The 22,179-nt window shown below is 73.2% G+C and carries 18 protein-coding genes and 4 pseudogenes; 14 read left to right on the top strand and 8 right to left on the bottom strand.

The annotated features are described in order from the left end of the window. Nucleotides 1–126 precede the first annotated feature (126 nt). From QSK45_RS30185 to QSK45_RS30175, 3 genes are all read left to right on the top strand, one after another. Nucleotides 127–696, top strand: a complete 570-nt coding sequence (locus QSK45_RS30185) for a TetR/AcrR family transcriptional regulator (RefSeq protein ID WP_395482046.1) — start codon at nucleotides 127–129, stop codon at nucleotides 694–696. A gap of 124 nt (nucleotides 697–820) precedes the next feature. Beyond that, nucleotides 821–976, top strand: a complete 156-nt coding sequence (locus QSK45_RS30180; RefSeq protein WP_086807291.1) for a DUF6131 family protein — start codon at nucleotides 821–823, stop codon at nucleotides 974–976. A gap of 223 nt (nucleotides 977–1,199) precedes the next feature. Further along, a complete protein-coding gene (locus QSK45_RS30175) occupies nucleotides 1,200–2,348 on the top strand; it encodes a PP2C family protein-serine/threonine phosphatase (RefSeq protein WP_395484830.1) in 1,149 nt (382 codons plus the stop codon). On the opposite strand, the gene QSK45_RS30170 is transcribed toward QSK45_RS30175, so the two are convergent. Next, entirely contained in the window at nucleotides 2,320–4,776 is a 2,457-nt protein-coding gene (locus tag QSK45_RS30170; RefSeq protein WP_285562055.1) for a SpoIIE family protein phosphatase, read from the bottom strand. The genes QSK45_RS30175 and QSK45_RS30170 overlap by 29 nt on opposite strands. 178 nt (nucleotides 4,777–4,954) lie before the next feature. On the opposite strand from QSK45_RS30170, the gene QSK45_RS30165 reads away from it, so the two are divergent. From QSK45_RS30165 to QSK45_RS38655, 4 genes and pseudogenes are all read left to right on the top strand, one after another. Beyond that, entirely contained in the window at nucleotides 4,955–6,607 is a 1,653-nt protein-coding gene (locus QSK45_RS30165; RefSeq protein WP_285562054.1) for a penicillin-binding transpeptidase domain-containing protein, read from the top strand. 376 nt (nucleotides 6,608–6,983) lie between these two features. Then, a complete protein-coding gene (locus tag QSK45_RS38665; RefSeq protein ID WP_490993639.1) occupies nucleotides 6,984–7,193 on the top strand; it encodes an SCO2400 family protein in 210 nt (69 codons plus the stop codon). 1 nt (nucleotide 7,194) lies between these two features. Then, nucleotides 7,195–7,383 (top strand): NAD-dependent epimerase/dehydratase family protein, encoded by a 189-nt coding sequence (locus tag QSK45_RS38660; protein ID WP_490993638.1) that lies wholly within the window; start codon nucleotides 7,195–7,197, stop codon nucleotides 7,381–7,383. Beyond that, a pseudogene (locus QSK45_RS38655) lies at nucleotides 7,326–7,950 on the top strand (NAD-dependent epimerase/dehydratase family protein); the annotation flags it as partial. The gene QSK45_RS38660 and the pseudogene QSK45_RS38655, both read left to right, overlap by 58 nt. Nucleotides 7,951–8,244: 294 nt before the next feature. Here the strand turns inward: QSK45_RS38655 and QSK45_RS30155 are convergent. Beyond that, on the bottom strand, nucleotides 8,245–9,354 hold the full coding sequence (locus QSK45_RS30155) for a sensor histidine kinase (protein WP_285562053.1): 1,110 nt from the start codon (nucleotides 9,352–9,354) through the stop codon (nucleotides 8,245–8,247). A gap of 2 nt (nucleotides 9,355–9,356) precedes the next feature. After that, nucleotides 9,357–10,118: a response regulator transcription factor gene (locus QSK45_RS30150; protein WP_285562052.1), complete on the bottom strand. Its 762-nt coding sequence runs from the start codon at nucleotides 10,116–10,118 to the stop codon at nucleotides 9,357–9,359. A gap of 104 nt (nucleotides 10,119–10,222) precedes the next feature. Here QSK45_RS30150 and QSK45_RS30145 point away from each other — a divergent pair, with 104 nt between their 5' ends. From QSK45_RS30145 to QSK45_RS30130, 4 genes and pseudogenes are all read left to right on the top strand, one after another. Then, nucleotides 10,223–10,927, top strand: a complete 705-nt coding sequence (locus tag QSK45_RS30145; RefSeq protein WP_285562051.1) for a glycosyltransferase family 2 protein — start codon at nucleotides 10,223–10,225, stop codon at nucleotides 10,925–10,927. Then, a pseudogene (locus tag QSK45_RS30140) lies at nucleotides 10,924–11,220 on the top strand (DUF2064 domain-containing protein); the annotation flags it as partial. The gene QSK45_RS30145 and the pseudogene QSK45_RS30140, both read left to right, overlap by 4 nt. Next, a pseudogene (locus QSK45_RS30135) lies at nucleotides 11,220–11,847 on the top strand (hypothetical protein); the annotation flags it as partial. The pseudogenes QSK45_RS30140 and QSK45_RS30135, both read left to right, overlap by 1 nt. Continuing rightward, nucleotides 11,847–12,641 (top strand): dienelactone hydrolase family protein, encoded by a 795-nt coding sequence (locus QSK45_RS30130; protein ID WP_490993637.1) that lies wholly within the window; start codon nucleotides 11,847–11,849, stop codon nucleotides 12,639–12,641. The pseudogene QSK45_RS30135 and the gene QSK45_RS30130, both read left to right, overlap by 1 nt. A 26-nt stretch (nucleotides 12,642–12,667) precedes the next feature. On the opposite strand, the gene QSK45_RS30125 is transcribed toward QSK45_RS30130, so the two are convergent. Both QSK45_RS30125 and QSK45_RS30120 read right to left on the bottom strand, forming a co-directional pair. Then, entirely contained in the window at nucleotides 12,668–13,054 is a 387-nt protein-coding gene (locus QSK45_RS30125) for a DUF2267 domain-containing protein (RefSeq protein ID WP_285562049.1), read from the bottom strand. A 27-nt stretch (nucleotides 13,055–13,081) separates the two neighbouring features. Continuing rightward, nucleotides 13,082–13,951 carry an MBL fold metallo-hydrolase gene (locus QSK45_RS30120; RefSeq protein WP_285562048.1) on the bottom strand — a complete coding sequence of 290 codons (870 nt, stop codon included), beginning with the start codon at nucleotides 13,949–13,951 and terminating at the stop codon, nucleotides 13,082–13,084. Nucleotides 13,952–14,146: 195 nt separating this feature from the next. Between QSK45_RS30120 and QSK45_RS30115 the strand changes: the two genes are divergently transcribed. The 3 genes and pseudogenes from QSK45_RS30115 to QSK45_RS30105 all read left to right on the top strand — a co-directional run bounded on the left by QSK45_RS30115 (nucleotide 14,147) and on the right by QSK45_RS30105 (nucleotide 17,551). Further along, the gene (locus tag QSK45_RS30115) at nucleotides 14,147–15,346 is read left to right on the top strand and encodes a glycosyltransferase family protein (RefSeq protein WP_285562047.1); all 1,200 of its coding nucleotides are present in this window, start codon (nucleotides 14,147–14,149) and stop codon (nucleotides 15,344–15,346) included. Between the two features lie 169 nt (nucleotides 15,347–15,515). Then, nucleotides 15,516–17,242: pseudogene (gene ctaD, locus QSK45_RS30110) on the top strand (aa3-type cytochrome oxidase subunit I); the annotation flags it as partial. A gap of 12 nt (nucleotides 17,243–17,254) precedes the next feature. After that, on the top strand, nucleotides 17,255–17,551 hold the full coding sequence (locus QSK45_RS30105) for a cytochrome C oxidase subunit I (protein WP_395484831.1): 297 nt from the start codon (nucleotides 17,255–17,257) through the stop codon (nucleotides 17,549–17,551). Nucleotides 17,552–18,126: 575 nt separating this feature from the next. On the opposite strand, the gene QSK45_RS30095 is transcribed toward QSK45_RS30105, so the two are convergent. The 3 genes from QSK45_RS30095 to QSK45_RS30085 all read right to left on the bottom strand — a co-directional run bounded on the left by QSK45_RS30095 (nucleotide 18,127) and on the right by QSK45_RS30085 (nucleotide 22,056). Beyond that, nucleotides 18,127–20,289 carry an MMPL family transporter gene (locus tag QSK45_RS30095; protein ID WP_285562044.1) on the bottom strand — a complete coding sequence of 721 codons (2,163 nt, stop codon included), beginning with the start codon at nucleotides 20,287–20,289 and terminating at the stop codon, nucleotides 18,127–18,129. A 558-nt stretch (nucleotides 20,290–20,847) separates the two neighbouring features. Then, nucleotides 20,848–21,009: a hypothetical protein gene (locus tag QSK45_RS30090; RefSeq protein ID WP_285562043.1), complete on the bottom strand. Its 162-nt coding sequence runs from the start codon at nucleotides 21,007–21,009 to the stop codon at nucleotides 20,848–20,850. Between the two features lie 381 nt (nucleotides 21,010–21,390). Beyond that, on the bottom strand, nucleotides 21,391–22,056 hold the full coding sequence (locus QSK45_RS30085; RefSeq protein ID WP_285562042.1) for a ScbR family autoregulator-binding transcription factor: 666 nt from the start codon (nucleotides 22,054–22,056) through the stop codon (nucleotides 21,391–21,393). Nucleotides 22,057–22,179: the final 123 nt, after the last annotated feature.

The raw sequence follows: 22,179 nt of genomic DNA, 5'->3' as shown, positions 1-22,179 counted from the left end.
GGTTCTTCCGCGGCTATCGTGGACATCAACCGGACAAGTGTCCGTTACCCAGAAACGTAACGGACACCTGTCCGCTTAGCAAGGGCGAGGTTCGGCCACGACCCTCGGGGAGGACGAGTGCCGCACATGAAGGACTCGGGACGGCGCTCGGACGCGCAGCGCAACCGGGAACGCATCCTGGAGGTGGCCCTCGCCGAGCTGTCGCGCTGTGCGGGCGCCCCGCTGAGCGCGATCGCCCGCAAGGCGGGCGTCGGCCAGGGGACCTTCTACCGCAACTTCCCGAACCGCGAGGCGCTGGTCCTGGAGATCTACCGCCATGAGATGGGGCAGGTATCGGCCAGCGCGGCCCAACTCCTCGCCGCCCTGCCGCCCGACCGTGCCCTGCGCGCCTGGATGGACCGGCTCGCGGAGTTCGCCATGGCCAAGGCCGGTCTGGCCGACGCGATCCGGCAGGTCACCGGCGCACCGGGCGGCCCGGCCAAGCCGGCGCACACCCCGGTGACCGACGCGGCCGAACTCCTGCTGCGGGCCAACGAGGAGGCCGGCACCATCCGGCCCGGCGTCACCGCGGACGACTTCCTGCTCGCCATCGCCGGCCTGTGGCAGCTCGACCCGCACGAGGACTGGCGGCCGCGCGCCACGCGGCTCCTCGACCTCGTCATGGACGGCCTGCGCCGGGGCGCGCCCGAGAGCTGAGCGGCGGTCCGCACGCGGACGACCCCGCCGGACGTGCCCGGTCAGAATCTCGCGTCCCGCGTGATGATTCGGCGCACTCGGGGGCACCCGCATGACAGGAACATTCGTCGACAGGAGGCGGGCCATGATCGCCCTCGGCATCATCTTGCTCATCGTCGGATTCCTCACCGGGATATCCATTCTGTGGACCATCGGGATCATCCTTCTGGTGGTCGGCGCGGTGCTGTGGATCCTCGGGTCGATGGGGCACGCCGTCGCCGGCCGACGGCACTACTGGTGAACCGTTCCCCCGGCCGGACACCTCGCGTCCCCGGTGCGGCCCGTCGGCCCCCGGTGACCGGAACATGCCGCTGAGTGGAGCAATGACCGGTGCGGCGTGGACCCGCGCACCAGGCTGGACGCTCGTCCAGCCCGTGTGACAGGAGTCCCGTGTGCGAAGTCCACGTCGCCAGCCGGAGGTCGGTGCCGCCACACGGACCGGACCACCGGCGCCTCCGGCCTGGATGCGCTGGCTCCCGGTGTTCTACGTCGCGGCCGTACTGCTCCTGGAACCGATCACTCCCGTCGACTGGCCCGTGAGCTTTCTGCTGGTCGCCCTGCCGCTGGTGGCCGCGTTCGCGCACGGGCCCGCCTTCGTCGCGGGCGCCACGGCGTTCGCGGTCGTCATGGAAGGCGTGCTCGCCGGGACGCCGTGCTGCGCGGGGCGGCCGGTCGGCTACCTGTGGGACCGGCACTACGTCGCCGACTACGTCTGCACCGCCCTGGTGGGCGCTCTCGGCACGATCCTCGCCGGCCACCGCATCCGCCGTGAACGCACGCTGGCCGACGTGCGGTTCGTGGCAGAGATCGCGCAGCGCGTGCTGCTGCGACCGCTTCCGGGGCGGATCGGCAACCTGCTCCTGGAGAGCCTCTACCTGTCCGCCGCCGCGGAGGCGCGCATCGGCGGCGACCTCTACGAGGCCGTGCCCACCGCGTTCGGCGTACGGCTGCTCATCGGCGACGTGCGCGGCAAGGGGCTGCTCGCGGTGGAGACGGCCGCCTCGGTACTCGGCGCGTTCCGCGAGGCCGCGCACGACGAGCCCGATCTCGCCGCGCTGGCCCGCCGCATGGAGCGCAGCGTGTCGCGCCGGGCCGAGCACCTCGGCGGCAGCGACACGGCCGAGCGGTTCATCACCGCGCTCTTCGCCGAGATCCCCGCCGACGGGCGGCTCGTGCGCGTCGTCAACTGCGGCCATCCGCCGCCGCTGCTGATCCGCGCCGACGAGGTCCGGGAACTGGACAGCGGGTGTTCGGGTCCGCCGCTGAACCTCGGCATGCTGCTCATGGAGCCGCACCGGGTGGACAGTTACCCCTTCGAACCCGGCGAGCAGCTGCTGCTGTACACGGACGGCGTGACCGAGACCAGGGACGCGTCCGGCACCTTCTACCCCCTGGCGCAGCGCCTGCGCTCCTTCGGCCCACTGGCCCCGCACGCGCTGCTGGAGCGGCTCCACCACGATCTGCTGGAGTACAGCGGCGACCAGCTCCAGGACGACACGGCCGCGCTCGCGGCGTGCCTGCTCGCCGACGAGGAGATCCGCGCCGTGGACGAGCCGCCCATGCCCCAGCCGAGCCATCCGTCCCCTACGGGATCTCCTGCTCGGCCCAGATGATCTTCCCGTCGCCGGTGTAGCGGGCACCCCAGCGCAGGGACAGCTGGGCGACGAGGAACAGCCCCCGGCCGCCCTCGTCGGTGCTGCGGGCGTGCCGCAGGCGCGGTGCGGTGCTGCTGGCGTCGGCGACCTCGCAGGTCAGGCGGGCGTCGCGGAGCAGGCGTAGGCGGATGGGCGGGGCGGCGTAGCGGATGGCGTTGGTGACGAGTTCGCTCACCAGGAGCTCCGTCGTCATGACCAGCTCGCCGAGACCCCACTCCATGACCTGTCGGGCGGCCAGGGCGCGCATCTCGCCCACCGCGGACGGGTCGTCGGGGACGTCCCAGGAGACGACGTGGTCGGTGCCCAGGGCGTGGGTGCGGGTCAGCAGCAGCGCGATGTCGTCGGGCTGCGGCCGCGGGACGAGTTCGTCCACCACGGCGGTGCACAGCCGCTCCAGGTCCGGCTCGGCGCGGGTGAGTGCCTCGGTGAGCCGGGCCATGCCGCGCTCGACGTCCTCGCACCCCTGGATGAGGCCGTTGGTGTACAGCCCCAGCAGGCTGTGCTCGGCCAGTTCGATCTCGGTGGCCTCGAAGGCCATGCCGCCCAGGCCCAGTGGGGGTCCGGCCGGGATCTCCGGGAAGTGGGCGGGCCCGTCCGGGGGGACCACGACGGGCGGCGGGTGGCCGGCGCGGGCCATGGCGCACCGCCGGATGACCGGGTCGTACACGGCGTAGAGGCAGGTCGCACCGGTGAAGGCGGTGACCCGGGCACCGGCGCCGGAGACGGCCTCCTCGCAGCCCAGCCGGAGGACGAGGTCGTCCAGGTGGGCGAGGAGTTCGTCGGGGGGCAGTTCCATGTCCGCGAGGGTCTGTACGGCGGTGCGCAGCCGCCCCATGCTCGCGGCGGCGCCGATGCCGTGGCCCACCACGTCGCCGACCACGAGCCCGACCCGCGCCCCGGACAGCGGGATCACGTCGAACCAGTCGCCGCCGACCCCTCCGGTCGGATCGGCGGGGAGGTAGGACGAGGCCACGTCGAGCGCGGTGCCGCCGCTGAGGGCGGTGGGCAGCAGGCTGCGTTGCAGGGTGAGGGCGGCCGTGTGCTCCCTGGTGTAGCGGCGGGCGTTGTCCAGGCAGACCGCCGCCCGCGCCACCAGTTCCCGGGCCAGCAGGACGTCGTCGGACGCGAAGGGCGCCGGGTTGGTCGTGCGGACGAAGGTGGCGACGCCGAGGGCGGTGTTGCGGGCCCGCACGGGTACGGAGATCAGCGAGTGCATGCCGAACTCGCGGACGCGCTCGGCCCGCGGCGGCTCGGCGGCCACCCACGGCTCCTGCTCGGCCTGGAGGAACGGGATGAACAGCGGGTCGCCCTCGATGAGCGTCCGCGCGTCGTGCGGCGGGGAGCGGAAACCGATCCGGTCCCCGACCCGGAAGAGGGCTTCGGGGCAGCCCTCGCGCACCGAGCGCAGAGCGGCGCGGCGCATCGCGGGCCGTGCGGGCTCGGGCCCGGCGTCACTGAGCCACGTCCCGTGGTCCTCGCGACTGAGCACGGATTCGAGCAGGTCCACGGCGACGAAGTCGGCGAAGCGCGGGACGGCGAAGTCGGCCAGTTCCTCGGCGGTGCGCAGCACGTCGAGGGTGGTGCCGACACGGGTGCCGGCCTCGTTGACCATCGACAGGATCCGGCGGGCGGCCCAGCGCTCGGTGACGTCCACGACCATGTAGCAGATGCCGGTGACGGTGTCGTCGGCGTCCAGGAGCGGGAAGAACGACGACGAGTAGGCGTGTCTGCGGTGCGGGTCGGCCCAGACCCATCCGCTGTACTCGTAGTCGGTGACGGGCACGCCGGTGGCGAGCACCTTGCGCATCAGCTTCTCCAGGGCCTCCCCCTGGAGCCCCGGCAGCAGTTCGCTGAGCCGCCGCCCCAGCCGCTCCTGCCGGGGCACCCCGCTGAGCCGTTCCAGGGTGTCGTTCAGCCACACGTAGCGCAGGTCGCGGTCCAGGACGGCCATGCCGACCGGTGAGCGGGTCAGGAACCCGTCGAGGACGGACTGGGCCATCGTCCACTGCTGGTGCTGTTCACGCGCCGACACCAGGAAGCACTCCCGTCCGCCCATGCGGAACGAGGCCGAGATGCGCAGCCGGACGTCGAACCGGTGGCCGTCGCGGTGCCGTACCGGGATCGTCCCGCTCCAGCCGCTGCCGGCACGGCAGCGCTCCGCGACGCCGCTGATCCGTCCCGGGTCCTCGGGCATCGCGAGCAGGCGCCCGGCCCGGGTGCCGACCATCTCGGGCGCGGAATAGCCGAGCAGCGCCTCGGCGCCGCGGGTCCAGCCGAACACCGCGCCGTCCTGTGAGATCACCGCGGCCGCGTCCGTGGACGCGTCGAAGAGGTCCGCCGCCCCCACGGGCGTGGCTGCGGTGTCGCTCTCGCGCGCTGGTTCCATCAGTCTCACTTTTACACCAGTATCGTCCGCTTTAATCGTCCGACGGCCGACACGGTGGCGCCGCCGGGCCGGTGGGTCGTACCGCGCCGGGTTTTTTGAGCGGTCCGCATCGACATTCCGGTAACGATCCCGACGCGGCCGTCTCGTACCTCCATGGGACGTACATACGATCCGGCGCATGAACAGAGCTGTGAAGATCGGCATTGCCGGTACGACCACCGCGCTGCTCGTTCTGGGGGGAATAGGGACCTACAACCTCCTGCACGGGCTGACCGGCGGTTCGGCCGGAGACCGGACGCAGGACGCGGGTTTCGACCCGTCGGCGGTGTCGACCACGCCGCCCTCCGGAGCCGAGGCGGTGAAGCTGACCAGGACGTTCCTCGGCTACTGGTCCGGGCAGAACCTCGACGGCGCGGCCGGGGACACCGACGCGCCGGACGCGGCGGCGCAGGCGCTGCGGCAGTACAAGGCCGGCCTGCGTCTGACGAAGGTGACGTTCGGCGACGTCCTCCCGGCCGGCCCGTCGAGCGCGACCCCGGGGGCCACGAAGGTCACGTTCACCGTCACCGCGCGGGTGGCGGGCGGCAGTTGGAGTTACCCGAGCGCGGTGGCCGTGCGCAAGAGCACCAATGGCGCGGCGGCGGTGCACTGGAACAACTCGGTGCTGTACCCGGGCCTCGGGGACGGCCAGTCGCTGACCGCGGGCACGCTGCCCCGGGGCGCGAGCGACGCGAAGGTGGTGGCCAGCGACGGCAGGACGGACCTGTCCGGGTTCGACTCGCTGCGGGACATCGCGGCGACGATCCGGCAGAACGGCACGGCCACCGGCGGCCGCCCCGGCACCGGCGTGGCCGTCGTGGACGGCGAGGGAGCGGGCGTCAGGACGCTGAAGACCTTCACGAAGGGCAGCGCCCCGGTCATCAGGACGACGATCGACGCCCGGCTCCAGACGGCCGCGGAGAGCGCGGTCAAGGACCCGCACCTGCACAGCATGCCCGCGGGTACGGTGGCCCTGGACTGGAGCAACGGGCACATCCTGGCGGTCGCGCACACGGGCGCGGACGGGGACATCGCCATCAACGGGATCAAGTCCCCCGGCTCCACCATGAAGATCATCACGTCGGCGGCCCTGTTCGACAAGGCGGGCCTCACCCCGGCCAGTCCGGCTCCGTGCACCCCTTCGCTGATGGCCAACAGCCAGCTGTTCCACAACGATCCGGGGGTGAGGCCGAATCCGAAGTCCAACCTCGCGCAGGCCTTCGCCGTGTCGTGCAACACGTCCTTCATCAAGGACGGTTTCCACTACCTCGTGCACGACGGTGACGCCTCCGCCCTGCACGACGAGGCCGTGAACGTCTTCGGCATGGGCAGCTGGTCCGTCGGCGGCGGGGTCGCCACCACCGACCCCGGCATTCCGACGGACGCCCAGGGCGGCGACCAGGCGGCCCAGTTCATCGGGCAGGGCAGGGTGACGGCCACCCCGCTGTTCATGGCGTCCGTCGCGGCGACCGTACGCAACGCCGGATTCCGCCAGCCCGTCATCCTGCCGGGGCAGCGGCAGGAAAGCGCGGCCCGGCCCATCTCGCCCCGGACGGCGGGCTATCTCCAGTCGATGATGCGCGCCGCCGCCACCGGTGGCACCGCCGCCCCGCGCCTCGCCGGCCTCGCCGGTGTCGGTGCCAAGACGGGCACGGCCGAGGAGGGCGACCACACCAACGGCTGGCTGACCGCCTACGACGCGCACATCGCGGTCGCGGCCCTGGTCGAGGGCGGCACCTCCGGCGTGGACTCCGCCGGGTATGTCGTACGGCGCCTGCTGACCACCGGCTGACCAGCGCCCCGGTCCCGGGTACGTCGCCGGGGCCGGGTTCGCGAAGCCTTCCGCCGAGGGCCCCTTCAGCCCGCGGACGAAGGGCACCGGGTCACCGTTGCGGGGAGAGGGCCGGGGCTGCCTGCCGTCGGCGCCCTGCCGACGGCGTCCGGGCACGCTCGGGCCCGGACGCCGCTCCTCGGTCTCTCCGGCCGGCCGCCGGACGCCGGACGCACGGCTCCCGGCGAATCCGCGCGGGAGCGACACACCGACCGCACACAGCCTTTCCAAAGCCCCGTCGGCGTGACCGGCCGCTCGATCCTCCGCACGAACACGAGCAGGCCGTGGCCCCGGCGGGCCGGCGCCGCAGCCGAACAGGGAAGACCGCGAGACGCGGATGGACTACTGCTCCGAGTGCCGTCGGCACCTCAACGGCGCGCTGGTGTGCCCCGGCTGCGGCGCGGACATCGCCCCGCCCGCCACCGGCCGCGCCCCGGCGCCCCGCGCCGGGACACCGCAGTGCCCCCGCGCGGGCGTCGACCTCCCCGCAACGGCTCCGCGTGCTGGTGCTCCGCGTCGGCTGAGGCAAGGTCTTACGGACCCGTGACATGACCCGCGCGCTCCGAAGGCGCGGTGCCCGCCGCGGCCGGCGTGACCGTATGCGCGTACTGGTCACCGGCGGCGCCGGATTCATCGGGTCCCATGTCGTGGAGGCGCTGCGGGCGCACGGCACGAGCCGGTGGTGTACGACGTCCGCCCGGATCCCGGCGCGGACGTGCGGGACGCGGCCGCGCTGACCCGCGCGCCGGCCGAAGTGGACGCCGTGTGCCACCACGCGGCGATGGTCGGCCTCGGCAACGGTGTCGCCGATGCCCCGGAGTACGTCTCGCGCAACGACCTGGGTACGGCCGTGCTGGTCGCCGCGATGGCGCGGGCGGGGGTGGAGCGCCTGCTGCCGGCCGGGTCCATGGTCGTCTACGGCGAGGGCCGGTACACCTGCCCGCGCCACGGTGCCGTACGACCGGGCCCACGCCTCGCGGCCCACCTCGAAGCGGGCCGGTTCGAGCCGCGCTGCCCGGCGTGCGGGGCGGAGCTGTCCCCCGGACTGGTCGGCGAGGACGCACCGGCGGACCCCCGCAGCGTGTACGCGGCGACCAAGCTCGCCCAGGAGCACCTGGCCGCCGCGTGGGCCCGCTCGACGGGCGGGACCGCGATCTGCCTGCGCCACCACAACGTCTACGCCCCGCGACACCCCCTATGCCGGCGTCGCCGCCTTCCTCCGCTCCGCGCTCGCCCGCGGTCAGGCTCCCCGCGTCTTCGAGGACGGCCGGCAGCGGCGGGACTTCGTGCACGTCCGGGACGCGGCGGCGGCGAACGTGGCCGCGCTGGAGGCGGAGGCCGCGCCCGGCGCGCTCACGGCGTTCAACACCGGCAGCGGTGAGCCGCGCACCGTCGGCGAACTGGCACGGGCGCTCGCCGAGGCGTGCGGCGGACCGGAGCCGGTGGTCACCGGGGAGTACCGGCTGGGGGACGTACGGCACATCACCGCCGACTCCTCCCGGCTGCGGGCCGCGCCGGGTCGGCGGCCCCGGGTCGGATTCGAGGAGGGGGTACGGGAGTTCGCGCGGGCCGGGCTCCGGCAGTGCGGCTCCGCGGGGCTACGGCGCGGTCGGCAGCGTCACCTCGAACCGGCAGCCGCCGGGGATGTTGCGGACGGTGGCCCGGCCCCGGTGGGCCTCCACGATGCCCCGCACGATGGCGAGGCCGAGGCCCGCGCCCGCCGGGGGTGTACGCGCGTCGGTGCCGCGCCAGCCGGTGTCGAAGACGCGCGGCAGGTCCTCCTCGGGGATGCCGCCGCAGCCGTCGGTGACGGACAGCACCACGCCCTCCTCGGTGCGTTCGGCCGCGACGGCGACCGTGCCGTCGGCGGGAGTCCGGCGGATGGCGTTGACCAGCAGATTGCCGAGCACCCGGCTCATCTCCCGCCCGTCCACCTCCACCGGCACGGGTGCGACGTGCTCGCCCACCAGCCGTACCCCGTGCTCCCTGGCCAGCGGGTCGGCGCCGGCCAGCGCGTCGCTGACCAGGTCGTACAGGGAGACGCGGGACAGGCTCAGCGGGAGGGTGCCCGCGTGGATGCGGGAGAGTTCGAAGAGGTCGCCCACCATGGCGTCGAGGCGTTCCACCTCGGCGCGGATCTGCCGCAGATAGCGGTCGGGGTCGGCTGCGACGCCGTCCTCCAGGGCCTCCGCCATGGCGCGCAGTCCGGCGAGCGGGGTGCGCAGATCGTGCGAGATCCAGGCGACCAGTTCCCGCCGGGAGGTCTCCAACGCCCGCTCCCGCTCGCGGGACTCGGCGAGCCGGGCGCTGGTGGCCGCCAGCTCCCGGCTGAGTTCCTCCAGTTCGGCGGTCGCGGGGCCGTCGGGCGCGGCGAAGGCGCCGCCGTCGCCGAACGAGCGGGCCGCGTCGGCGAGTTCACGGCTGCGGGCGACCACCCAGCGGCCGAGCAGCAGGGCGGTGACCAGGGAGACGACGGCCGCCATGGCGACGACGGTGGTGACGGCGGTCAGGTCGTGCGGGGACAGGAACATGGCCCAGGCGACCGCGAGGGTCCCGGCGAGCATGGCGAGGACCCCGACCGCGGCGACGACGGCGAGGGACGCGGTGAGCGAGCGCCGCCGGATCAGCCGCAGCACGCCCGCCCCGGCGAGGCCCGTGGCGGCGGCCGCGGCGAAGGCGTAGAGGGCGATGAGGAGGAGGTCGCGCACGGTCAGTCCCCCGTGCCGTCCGGCTCGAAGCGGTAACCGACGCCCCACACGGTCCGGATCAGCCGGGGCCTGGCCGGGTCGTCCTCGATCTTGCCGCGCAGCCGCCGGACGTGCACCGTGACGGTGGACAGGTCGCCGAAGTCCCAGCCCCAGACCTCGCGCATCAGCTCCTCGCGGGCGACGGCCCGCCCGGGGTGCCGCAGGAAGAACGCGAGGAGATCGAACTCCCTGAGCGTAAGGGCGAGTTCGCGGCCCTCCTTGGTGGCGCGGCGGGCGTCGGGGTCGACCGCGAGCCCGGCCGCGGCCAGCCGGTGCCCGGTGGCGGAGGGGCGGCTGCGGCGCAGTACGGACTCCACGCGCAGCACGAGTTCACGGGGACTGAAGGGCTTGGTGACGTAGTCGTCGGCGCCGACCTCCAGGCCGAGGACGCGGTCCTCCTCGTCGCCGCGGGCGGTGAGCATGATGACCGGCACCGGCCCCTGCTCCCGCATCCGCCTGCACACCTCCAGGCCGTCCATGCCGGGCAGCATGAGGTCGAGGACGACGAGGTCCGGCCGGTGGGCGTGCGCGAGGCCGAGGGCTGTGGGGCCGTCGTCGGCGCGGTCGACCGTGTACCCGGCGCGGTCCAGGTATCCGGCGACGACCTCGGAGACGGTGGGGTCGTCGTCCACCACCAGGACCCGGGCCCGGCCGCGATCCGGTTCCGGGTTCCCGGCCGCCGGGTCGGGGGCGTCGGCCCGGTGGGGCTCGTACTGCTGCTGCATGGCTCAAGCGTCGCACCGGGCGCGGCGCGATGGTTCGGCGGTCGGGGCGGTGTCCGCGTTTCGTAAGGACCGGAAGTCCGGAATGCACGGTTTCCGTTCGTAGGGTGAACGGCGTGACGACCACTTCTTCGGACGTCGACGTGGTGCTGCCCTGTCTGGACGAGGCCGAGGCGCTGCCCTGGGTGCTCGGGCGGATCCCGGCCGGGTGGCGGGCCATCGTCGTCGACAACGGTTCCCGCGACGACTCGGCCCGGATCGCCCGCGCGCTGGGCGCGACCGTGCTCGACGAGCCCCGGCGCGGTTTCGGCGCCGCCTGCCACACCGGGCTGAGTGCCGCCACCGCCCGCATCGTCTGCTTCTGTGACTGCGACGCCTCCCTCGACCCCGCGCTGCTGGTGCCCTTCGTGCGGGAGGTCCGCGAAGGGCGGGCCGACCTGGTGCTCGGCCGGAGGCGGCCGGTGAGCCGGGACGCCTGGCCGGCGCACGCCCGCGTCGGGAACCTCGCGCTGGCCCGGCTGCTGCGCCGCCGTACCGGGCTGCGGCTGCACGATCTCGGGCCGCTGCGGGCCGCTCGCCGGGAGGAGCTGCTCGCGCTGGACCTCACCGACCGGCGCAGCGGCTATCCGCTGGAGATGGTGGTGCGGGCCGCCGACGCCGGATGGCGGATCAGCGAGCGCGACGTGCCGTACCTGCCGCGCACCGGGCTGTCCAAGGTGACCGGGACCTGGGCCGGGACCTGGCGCGCGGTGCGGGACATGCGCCGGGTGCTCACCGCTCCCCGGGCGGCCCGGGGACCACACTGCTCGTGATCGCCAAGGAGCCGCGCCCGGGGCGGGTCAAGACGCGGCTGACCCCGCCGTTCACGCCCGTCGAGGCGGCGGGCCTCGCCGAGGCGGCACTCGCCGACCCCCTGCACACGGTGGCGGCCGCGCCCGCGTCCCGGCGGCTCCTCGTCCTGGACGGCGCGCCGGGCGGCTGGCTGCCCCCGGGCTTCGAGGTGCTGCCGCAGTGCGCGGGCGGCCTCGACGAGCGCCTGGCGGACGCCTTCGCCCACTGCGACGGCCCGGCCCTGCTGATCGGGATGGACACCCCTCAGGTGACCTCGTCGCCCTCGCCCTGACCCGCCCCTCCCCATGGGCGGGCGCCGGGGCCGGTCTGCTCTTCGGACTGACCTGCTCCCTCTCCTACGGCCTCACCCTCTTCGCCCTCATCGGCGCGGCGGTGCTCGTCCTCGGCCGCCGCCGGCCACGGGACCGTCCCTCCCCGCTGGTCCCGCTCCTCGCCGGACTGGCGGTGTTCCCCGCGGTGTTCTCCCTCGCCGGCTTCGACTGGCTCGACGGCTACCGTCTTCTGACGATCCGTTACCGCCAGGGAGTCGGCGGCGTCCGCCCCTACGGCTACTGGCTGTGGGCCGACCTCGCCTGCGCCGTGCTCATCACCGGCCCGGCCACCGCGGCGGGCCTTGGCCGTGCGGGCGCCGTGCTCCGGCGCCGCCGCACCGGCCCCCGGGCCCGGCTCGCCGTCCTCGTCTGCGCCGCCCTGCTCGCGCTCCTGGTGGCCGGCCTGTCCGGGATGAGCAAGGCCGAGACCGAGCGGATCTGGCTGCCCTTCGCGCTGTGGCTGCTGCCCGCCTGCTCCCTGCTCCCTGCTCCCCCGGCCCCGCCCCCGGCTCGCCGCCCAGGTCGTGCTCGCCCTGCTCCTCGATCACCTCCTGCTGACCGGCCGGTGATGGCGGTCCGCCGGCCCCCGGGTGCCGGGGCCGCGCCCCGTGGGCATGATGGGAAGTGGACATCCGGGCCGTATCGCTCGGCGGGAACGGCGCCCCCGGAAGGGTTGAGGCCGATGATCTCCGAGATGGTTCTCGTCCGCATGGACGATGCCGCGCTCCACGGTGACCTGGTGGTTCCGGCGCCCTCGCGGGCGGTGGTGCTCTTCGCGCACGGCAACGGCAGCTCCCGGCACAGCACCCGCAACCGCGCCGTGGCCGCCGAGCTGCGCACGGCGGGGTACGGCACGCTGCTGCTCGACCTGCTCAACGAGCGGGAGGAGCGGCACGACGCGCTGAGGGCCGGGCACCGCTTCGACATCCCGCTCCTCACGCGCCGGCTGGTCGGGGCGATCGACTGGCTCGCGGAGCAGCCCGACACCCGCGGGATCCCGGTGGTGCTGTTCGGCGCCGGCACGGGCACCGCCGCCGCGCTGACGGCCGCCGCCGAGCGGCCGGACCGGGTGCTGACCGTGGTGTCACGGGACGGACGGCCCGATCTGGCGGGCGACGCGCTGGAGCGGGTGCGGGTGCCGGTCCTGCTGGTGGTCGGCGCGCAGGACCACGAGGCGCGGCGGCTCAACGAGGAGGCCGCCCGGCGGCTGCGCGCCCCGCACTCCCTGCACCTGGTGCCCAGGGCCACCCATCTGTTCGAGGACCCGCGCGCGCTGGCCCTGGTCGCCGACGCGGCCAAGCGGTGGTGCGACGAGCGGCTGCGGGCCTCGCGGGAGGAACCCGAGCCGCACGGGCAGCGCTGACGGAGGCCCCCGGGAGCCCCGGGGGCTCACCCGCGCCCCGGCCGCCCGAACATCTCCGCGTAGCTGACCGGCAGCCGGGACAGCAGCTCGTCCAGCTCGCCGCCGGGGACCGAGTCGGCCACGGTGGACAGGACCGCGCCGGCGTCCCACTCCGCCGTCCGCGGCCTGGCGCCCGTCTGCTGCGCCACCCGCCGCAGGAACTCCTCCCGCCCGAAGGACTCGGCGCAGCCCCGGTCCCGGTGCAGCGCCTCGTCCAGCGGCGCGGGCAGGCGTGCCGCCAGTTCGTCGGCCTCCTCCGGGGTCATCCGGGTGGCCAGCGTCCACAGCACGGCCTCGCTCACGTGCTCGGCCTCCTCCTGGCTCCGGTACTCCCCGCGGTCACGGACCCGGGTCAGAAACTCCGCCAGCAACACGGCGACCTCCCTTCGTACGCCGCCCCCTCACCACCGTACGGCCGTGAAGTCCACGGGACGCGGGCGCAGGGTGCGGGTGTGCTCGGTCAGCGCGCGCAGGCGGCGGGCCATCTCGTCGGCGGGCAGGTGCCTGCGGTCGCCGTGCCCCGGCAGGACCCACTCGAAGCGCAGCCGGTCCGCCGTGCGGGCCAGGGAGGCGGCCAGCTCCTCGATGGAGTACCAGGTCACGCTGTGCGCGACGGTGAGATCGCCGAGCGAGCGCGACCAGTAGAAGCTGTCGCCGCTGAAGCAGTACCGGTCGTCCGCGAGGTACAGCACGCTGCCCCGGGTGTGGCCGGGCAGCGGATGGACGGTGACGCCGTCGTCGATCTCGCGTGGGTCGAGGCCCCGGATCACCCGGTCCGCGTCGGGCGCGGCGTCGAGGTCGCCCTCGTGGATCCACAGCCGGGCGCCGAGGTGGTCGGCGTAGCGCCGGCCGTGGGCGGCGTGGTCGCGGTGGGTGAGCAGCACGTCCGTGATCCGCCCGAGCGCCGTGTACCGGTCGGCCAGGGCGGGGCTCCAGCGGGGGGTGTCGATCATCATGAGGGTGCCGGAGGGGCGGCGGAGCAGGTAGGAGTTGGCGCCGGCGGTGCGCCGTGAGTTGTGGCCGCACAGCAGGACCGTGTCGTCCAGGGCCAGCGGGAACGGGTCGAGAGTCTCGTCGGCCCGCCCGGTGGCGGGGCGGATCGAGCGGGTGTGGCAGGCGAAGACGGCGGCGTGCAGACGCCGGTTCTCCTCCTCGGTCTCCGGCCGGCGCACGATGCGGGACCTGCCGTCCTTCTCGTCGATCAGGTCCGGCGCCAGCTGCCGGGCTACGTCGCAGTTGGTGCAGCGGTCGTCGACGTACCAGCCGTCCACAGGGGCTCCTTCCCGGGGGTTCGGCCCGGACGGGCCGCCGTTCCAGCATGACCCGCCCGAACCGGGACCGGTAGGTGCAAGCCGGTCTTGTGTTCTCCTCCTACGACGCTCTGACCAGCAGATAAAACAAGCCAGAAGTGGCTTGATCGGCGTGGTCCCATTGCACGGACGTGCGGCTCCGATCAAGGTCGGAGGGTGAGCACGTTCTCCCCGCAGCGCCGTGACGCCTCCGCCCGCGAACGGCCCGGCCCGTCCCCGCGAGGGCGCGAGCGCCGGGCCTGGCCGCCCGGTGTCCAGCGGGCGCTCGTCCTCTTCGGCTCCGTGCGGGTGGCCGGGGTGATCCTCGTCGTCCTGGTGAACCTGCTCACCGGACGCTCGATACTCAAGGGCCTGGCCCACTCCTGGGACTCCGTCTGGTACCTGCACATCGCCACGCACGGCTACGGCTCCCGGCTGCACATCACGGACACCGGCTCGGTGCAGACCGACTGGGCGTTCTTCCCCCTGTACCCGGGGCTCATCCGGGCGCTCGACTGGATCCCCCTGGTCTCCCCGGCCGTGGCCGCGCTCCTGATCGCCTGGACCGCGACCGCGCTGGCCGCCGTCGGCGTCTACGCGATCGGGCACCGGCTCCACGGCCGCTCGGTCGCCACCGCCATGGTGGCCCTGTGGGCCGTCCTGCCGCACTCGGTGGTCCTCACCCTCGCCTACACCGAGCCCCTGTTCATCGCCCTCGCCGTCTGGTGCCTGTACGCCCTGCTGGACGAGCGCTGGCCGGCGGCCGGGGCGCTCGCCGCGCTCGCGGGCCTGACCCGGCCGAACGGCTACGCCGCCGCCGCGGCCGTCCTCGGCGTGGCCGCCGTCGAGGCCGTACGGCGCCGGGGGCGGGTGCCGCTCGGCCTGTGGGCCGGCGCCCTCGCGGCACCGCTCGGCTGGATGGCGTACCTGCTGCTGGTGGGGCATCGCACGGGCGCCCTGCTGCACGGCTACTTCCAGGTGCAGAGCGCCTGGGAATCGCGCTTCGACGGGGGCCTGGGCACGCTGCGCTTCCTCGCGACGATGCCGCTGACCGACGGCGTCATCTACCCGGTGGCGCTGGTGGTCGTGGCGGCGGGGGTGTTCCTGTTCGTTCGGCTGTGCCGGGAGCGGGTACCGCTCGCGCTGCTGCTCTACACCGCCGCGCTGCTGCTGCCGGTCGTGCTGGTCTCGGGCCCCTTCGAGTCCAAGCCGCGCTTTCTGCTGCCGGCGTTCCCGCTGCTCATCCCCGCGGCGCGGGCGCTCGTGCACAAATGGCGCACCGACCCCGACACCGCCCGCCGGGTGTGCGCGTACCTCGCCGGCTTCTCCCTGCTCTACGGCACCTACCTGGCGACCTTCGCCAACCACTCCCCCTGAGCCTCGGCCCACTGCTCCGAACGAGGTATCCCGATGCTCCGTTCGGGTACCGACGTCAGCCGATCGGCCGTGTCCCGGCCGCCGCGGGTGCCGGTGCCCGGCCCGGTGCCGCAAGGATGTCGGATGACTGACGTCGGCGAACCTGCGAGCGCCGGGAGGCGTACCAGCTGTGAGCATTCTGAACGAGCCCAAGGGGCCGACCGGCACCTACGACGCCGAGGTGCCGGTGCGGCGCAAGCAGCCCGGCAATGTCGTGGTGAAGTGGCTGACGACCACCGACCACAAGACGATCGGCACCCTGTACCTCATCACCTCGTTCGCCTTCTTCCTGATCGGCGGCGTCCTGGCGCTCCTCATGCGCGCCGAACTGGCCCGCCCGGGGCTGCAGATCATGTCGAACACGCAGTACAACGAGTTGTTCACGATGCACGGCCTGATCATGCTGCTGGTGTTCGCGACACCACTCTTCGCCGGTTTCGCGAACTGGATCATGCCGCTCCAGATCGGCGCCCCCGACGTGGCCTTCCCCCGGCTGAACATGTTCGCCTACTGGCTGTACCTGTTCGGCTCGCTCATCGCGGCGGCCTCCCTGCTCACCCCGCAGGGCGGCCCCGACTTCGGCTGGTTCATGTACCCGCCCCTGTCGGACGCGATCCACACGCCGAACGTCGGCGCCGACATGGGCATCATGGGTCTGACCCTCTCCGGCTTCGGCACCATCCTCGGCTCGGTCAACTTCCTCGCGACGATCCTGTGCATGCGCGCCCCGGGACTCACCATGTTCCGCTTGCCGATCTTCTGCTGGAACGTGCTGCTGACCGGTGTGCTGGTCCTGCTGGTGTTCCCGGTCCTCGCCGCCGCCCTGCTGGCCCTGGAGGCGGACCGCAAGTTCGGCGCCCACATCTTCGACGCGGCCAACGGCGGCGCGCTGCTGTGGCAGCACCTCTTCTGGTTCTTCGGCCATCCCGAGGTGTACGTCATCGCGCTGCCGTTCTTCGGGATCGTCTCCGAGATCATCCCGGTCTTCTCCCGCAAGCCGATGTTCGGCTACATGGGCCTGATCGCCGCGACGATCTCCATCTCGGGTCTTTCGATGACCGTGTGGGCGCATCACATGTACGCCACCGGTGGTGTACTGCTGCCGTTCTTCTCCTTCATGACGTTCCTGATCGCGGTTCCGACCGGGGTCAAGTTCTTCAACTGGATCGGCACGATGTGGAAGGGCTCGCTGTCCTTCGAGACGCCGATGCTGTGGACGATGGGATTCCTCGTCACGTTCCTCTTCGGCGGTCTGACCGGAGTCATCCTGGCCTCGCCGCCCATGGACTTCCACGTCACCGACTCCTACTTCGTCGTGGCCCACTTCCACTACACGATCTTCGGCACCGTGGTGTTCGCGATGTTCGCCGGGTTCTACTTCTGGTGGCCGAAGTTCACCGGGAAGCTGCTCGACGAGCGCCTCGGCAAGATCCACTTCTGGACCCTCTTCTTCGGCTTCCACATCACCTTCCTGGTCCAGCACTGGCTGGGCGCCGAGGGCATGCCGCGCCGGTACGCCGACTACCTGGCGGCCGACGGCTTCACCGCCCTGAACACCGTCTCCACGATCGGCTCCTTCCTGCTCGGCGCGTCGATGCTGCCGTTCCTCTACAACGTCTGGAAGACGGCCAAGTTCGCCCCGATGGTCGGTGTGGACGATCCCTGGGGCTACGGCCGCTCCCTGGAGTGGGCGACCTCCTGCCCGCCCCCGCGGCACAACTTCACCACCCTGCCCCGCGTCCGCAGCGAGTCCCCGGCGTTCGACCTCCACCACCCGGACATCGCGCTGGCCGAGGCAGAGGCGCACGGCGCGGTATGAGCGACCCGAGCCTGCGGCGGGGGGCCACCGAGGGGGAACTGAGCAACCAGGTGGAGGGATACCTGCTCTGGCAGGCCCGCGTCGCGGAGGCCGAGCAGCGTGCCCAGGAGTTCGTCCGGTCCATGGACTGGCTGACCACCGCCCAGCGCACGGAGATCGAGCGGAGTTACGTCGAGGATTCCCTGCGCCGGGCCCGCAAGGACCTGGAACGCGTCGCCGCCCGCTGCACCTCGCTGCGGGCGGAGTACGAGAACCGTTACCAGGAGCTGAAACGGCGGTGCGTGGCCTGGACGCTGGGCGTCTGCGCGGGGCTGACCGCGGTGGCGGCGCTGCTGCTGCTCCTCTGAGGGCGCCGCCCCCTGGGCGGCAGACGGTCGGCCGACCCGGTGGGCCGCGGTGACCAGCCCGTAGGTGACCAGGCCGTAGGCCAGGTGCGGGAGCGCGTCCGCGGTCCAGTCGGCCGGGGACCACGTACGCGGGTCGCTGACGCCCAGGCCGGCGATGGGGGCGTCGGCCAGGACCATGGCCAGGGCCCCGTGGAGCAGGGCGACGGCGGCGCCGGTGCCGCTCCCGACGGCGATGCCCGCGAACGCGGCGAGGACGGACAACCGGTTGTCCCGGTCGTCCGTCCTCGGGACCGGGTGCCCCGCCTTCTCGGTGGCCTTCTCCACCACGTCCTCGGGCGCACTGCCGGCGGGCCGGCCGCGCAGTGCCATGTCCAGGTGGCTCACGGCGTTCCGACCGTGGTCGCCGGCACCTCGACCCCACGGCGTCTCCCCCGGTCTCCCCCGTACCGCGTCGGGTTGATCCGCACGCGTCCCGATTGCGCCCCGATCACGCACCACGGGCGGCCCGCCGAAGGCAGCGGGGGCACACCGGGGCCGTACGCCCTGGTGTGCCCCCGCGCGGGGCGGTGCCGGTGTCAGCGGCCTCGGCCCGCCGGATCGCGGTCGTCCATGTCCGCGGCCTGTGCGGGGACCGGGCCGGCCGCCCGCTGCGCGCGGTCGCCGTGGCCCGGCCACCACGCCGCGTGTCCGATGAGCGCGGTGAGGCTCGGCGTGAAGAACATCGCCATGACGAACGCGGCGATCGCGATGCCGAAGGAGACCGCGAAACCCATCTCCGTGAGCAGCGAGTTGCCGGCCAGCATCATGGTGGCGAAGGTCGCCGCCAGGATGAACCCGGCCGCGGCGACGGTCGGCCCGGCGTGCCGCAGGGCCATACCGGCCGCCTCGCGCGGATCGCGGCCCTCGCGGGCCTCCTCGCGCAGCCGGGCGATCATGAGGATGTTGTAGTCGGTGCCGATGGCGACCACGAAGAGATACATGATCACCGGGAGCATGAACATCAGGCCGGAGTGCCCCTCCCCCTTCTGGAAGATCCACACCGTGGCACCGAGGGTCGCACCGAAGCCGAGGCCCACCGAGGCGATCAGGTACCAGGGCGCCACGACGCTGCGCAGCAGCAGGCCGAGGATGACCATGATGAGGACGGCGGCGAGGGGGAACACCGTGCGGTAGTCGTGGTTGACGGCCGCGTTGATGTCCTTGTAGATCGAGGACATGCCGCCGACCAGCGCCTCGGTGCCGGCGGGCGCGTCCGCGTGCGCGACGTCGCGCACCCCCTGGACGGCGTCGATCGCGCGGTCCGTCGACGCCTCGTACTTGAGGGTGACGGTGAAGTCGGCGGTGGTGCCGTCCTTGTTGAGCTGGCTCATCCGGGCGCTCGCGACGCCGTCCACCGCGCCGAGCTTCCGTGCGTACCCGGCGAAGGCGCTCTTGTCGAGCGGCTTGCCGTCGGTGCTGGAGAGGTACACGTCCGTGGGCGCGGCGGCACCCGCCGAGTACGCCTTCTGCATCCGGTCCTGGACGACCATGGACTCCTTGGTCTTGGGCATCGAGCCCGAGGCCAGGTCGAAGGTGGCCTTGTAGCCGAGCGTGCCGACCGACAGCGCGAGCAGGACGAGGCCGGAGGCGACGGCGGTCAGCGCCGGGCGGCGCCGCACCGCGCGGCCGAGCGCGGCGAACCGGGCGTTCTCCGGCTCCTTCTGCCAGGACTTGGAGGGCCAGAAGACCCTGGGGCCGATGAGGGAGACCACGGCCGGGATCAGGGTCAGGCCGGCGACCAGGGTGGCGGCGACCGCGATGGCGAGCGCCGGGCCCATCTGCTTGAGGAAGCCGAGGGTGGACAGGACCAGCGCGAGGAAGGCGATGATGACCGCGCCGGCGGCCGAGGCGATGGCTTCGCCGACCCGGCCGACCGCGTTGATCATGGCCTCCTTGGGCTCGTCGCCGGCCCTGAGGCGTTCGCGGTAACGGAACATCAGGAACAGGAAGTAGTCGGTGCCCACGCCGAAGAGCACCACGATCAGGATGGACGAGATCGAGCTGTTGGCCTGGAGCCCGAACACCTTGGTGGCGTAGGCGATCAGCCCGTTGGCCACGGCCGAGACCAGGCCGATGAGGACCAGCGGCAGGACGGCCAGGATCGGTGCCCGGAAGATGATCAGCAGGGTCACCAGGATGATGGCGAAGGTGCCGAAGCCGATCAGCGCCTGGCCGCGCTTGGAGGAGTCCTGCTGGTCGAGGGCCTGCGCGGCGGAGCCGCCCAGTCTGACGTCGAGATGAGTGCCCTTGGCCAGTTGCTTGACGTCCTCGCGCAACGTCCTGGCCGCGTCGGCCTGTACGGGCTGGCCGGCGCTCTTGCTGTCCATCTGGACCAGGGTCATGGCGTACCTGCCGTCCTTGGACGGCGGGCCGGGGACCACCTTCTGTACCTGGTCGATCTTCTTCGCGCCCAGCTCGGTGGTGATCCGGGCGACGTCCTTCTGGTCGGCGGCGGTCAGCCGGCCGCCGTCGGTGCGCTGGTAGAGCGCGATCGCGGACGGGGTGAAGGCGCTGGGGAACGCCTTCTGCTGGAGATCCGCGGCTTTGATCGATTCGTAGCTCTTGGGCAGAAAGCTGCTCTCGTCACTGTTCGAGGGCAGGCCTGGGGCGGTGGCGACGATCGCCACCGCGGCGATCAGCCATGCCACGATCGTCCAGACCGGGTGCCGGACGACGGCAGCACCAATACGTCGGAACATGCGGGAGGGTCCTCCTGTGAAGGAAGATCACCGCAGCCCGGGGAGCGGTCCCTGGCATCGGCGACCCCGACCGGCCCATGTCCGACGAGCCGGTCGAATGGTTGTCTTAGGGATCACATCGTAGTGACCGACGATACGTTCTTCGCACCGGATTCCGCGTGGCCTGTGCCGCACCTCAAGCGGAGCAAATCGGTCCGGAAATCCGCCCGTTGAGACATCGGTGCCCGCGGCCGCTCGGCGGAGCGCCCGCCCGGGAGGCCCGGGGCGAGCAGGCCGCCCGGCTCCGCTCCGATGGCGTCCCGGCGCGTGCCCACCATGTGCGGTGGCGGAGGAGCACGAGAGGGTACGGGCGACGACGTCGCCGGCGGTGCGCGCCGACACCTCGCCGCCGGGGGCGACTTGAGCGCTCGGGTCGACGGGGCCGGCGTGCGCGGGGATCGCGGCCTCGTCCCCGGACGCGGCCCGCGCGGCAGGCCGCGGGCGGCGGGGGTACGCCTCGACCGGACCGGCGATGTCCTCGCGGGGCACGGCGTCCCTCCGTCGTCCGGTGCTCGCCTTTCAGGCCGGCGAGACGACCAGCGCGCCGCCGGGCCGGAGCACCGCGGGGACGACGCGGGCCCGGCCGCGTTCCGGTCGGTCCGGTGGGTGGAAGGACCGGGCGCGGACCACGGCGTCGAACACGCCGAGCCCGGCCGTGAGTTCCCCGGCACGCACCCGCATCCACGGCCCGCCCCGCCACCCCCGCGGCGACGACCCACCGCTCGACCGCCCGGACCACCCCCGAGCCTGGATCGCTGCCGACGGCTTCCGGGAGGGGCGACGAGCGGGAAGGGGCCGGGGCCGCGCCCCGCGTCGAGGAGACGACCGCGGCCGGCGGGCAGCGCCTCGGCCGACAGGGGCGTCAAGCAGAGGGGATACCGGAACCCGCCGCGCTCGTCGTGGTCGGTCGCGCCCGCGAAGAGGGTCCCGTCCCATTCCCGGCTCCCGTGCCGGCCTTTCCGGCGAGGGCGTGGCCGGTCGGGGGGCGGCGCGGTGGAGGCGGCTCCATCGGGACGGTCCGGTCGAGGGGAGGTTCGGTCGACGGGTGCAGTCGGGGTTGCTTCAGCGGGGGACGTCGGCGAGCGCGGCCCGGGACCGGCGTCGTACCTCGTCGATCACGCGCGCACCGCGGTCCGGGGCGGTGTCGAGGCGGACGAGGACGGCGGGGACGGCTATCGCGGGCAGCAGATGGTTGAAGAGCGCCGACATCCGCTCGTCCAGATCGGCCCAGTCGGCGACGGCCTGCGAGACGAGCTGGACCCCTGTCCAGGCCCCGAGGAAGACCTGCGCGGTCTCCTCGGGTTCCACGTGCGGCAGCACCTCGTCCCGGGCCCTGGCCTCCGCCAGCAGCGAGGCGGTGAGTTCGGCCCAGGCGGGCCAGGCGCTGCCGAAGACGTTCCGCCCCTGGAGGTCGGCCGAGAGCCGGACTCCGGCCAGGAGCAAGGGTTCACGCGGCAGCCGGTCGGCCAGCGTCATGCCCGCGTCCACCCACTCCTGGAGCTTGACCTCGCGGGGGACGTGGTACTCGGCGGATATCTGTTCCTGGAGCACCCCGCGCGCGAGGGCCGCCTTGGAGTCGAAGTGGAAGTAGAGGGCGCCCTTGGTGACTCCGGCCCGGTTGAGGATCTCGGCGATGGTCGCCGCGGCATAGCCGCGCTCGGCGAACACCGCGGCGGCGGCCTCCAGCACAGCGCGTCGGGTTCGCACAGCTCGCTCCTGCTGAGCCATGGACCCTCCTCAAGCTGAACGTTGAACCAAGCAGCCCGTACCCTACCCCACCGCCCCTCTCGCGACCGGGTCTCCACGGACCGCTGGGGAGGCAGGGACACAGGGGATCGAAGGGGACCGGTT

Source organism: Streptomyces hygroscopicus subsp. hygroscopicus, assembly GCF_030269125.1.
Taxonomy (GTDB): Bacteria; Actinomycetota; Actinomycetes; order Streptomycetales; family Streptomycetaceae; genus Streptomyces; species Streptomyces hygroscopicus_C.
Note: the sequence above shows the minus strand (reverse complement) of the source record. Positions and strands in the feature narration are given on the sequence as shown.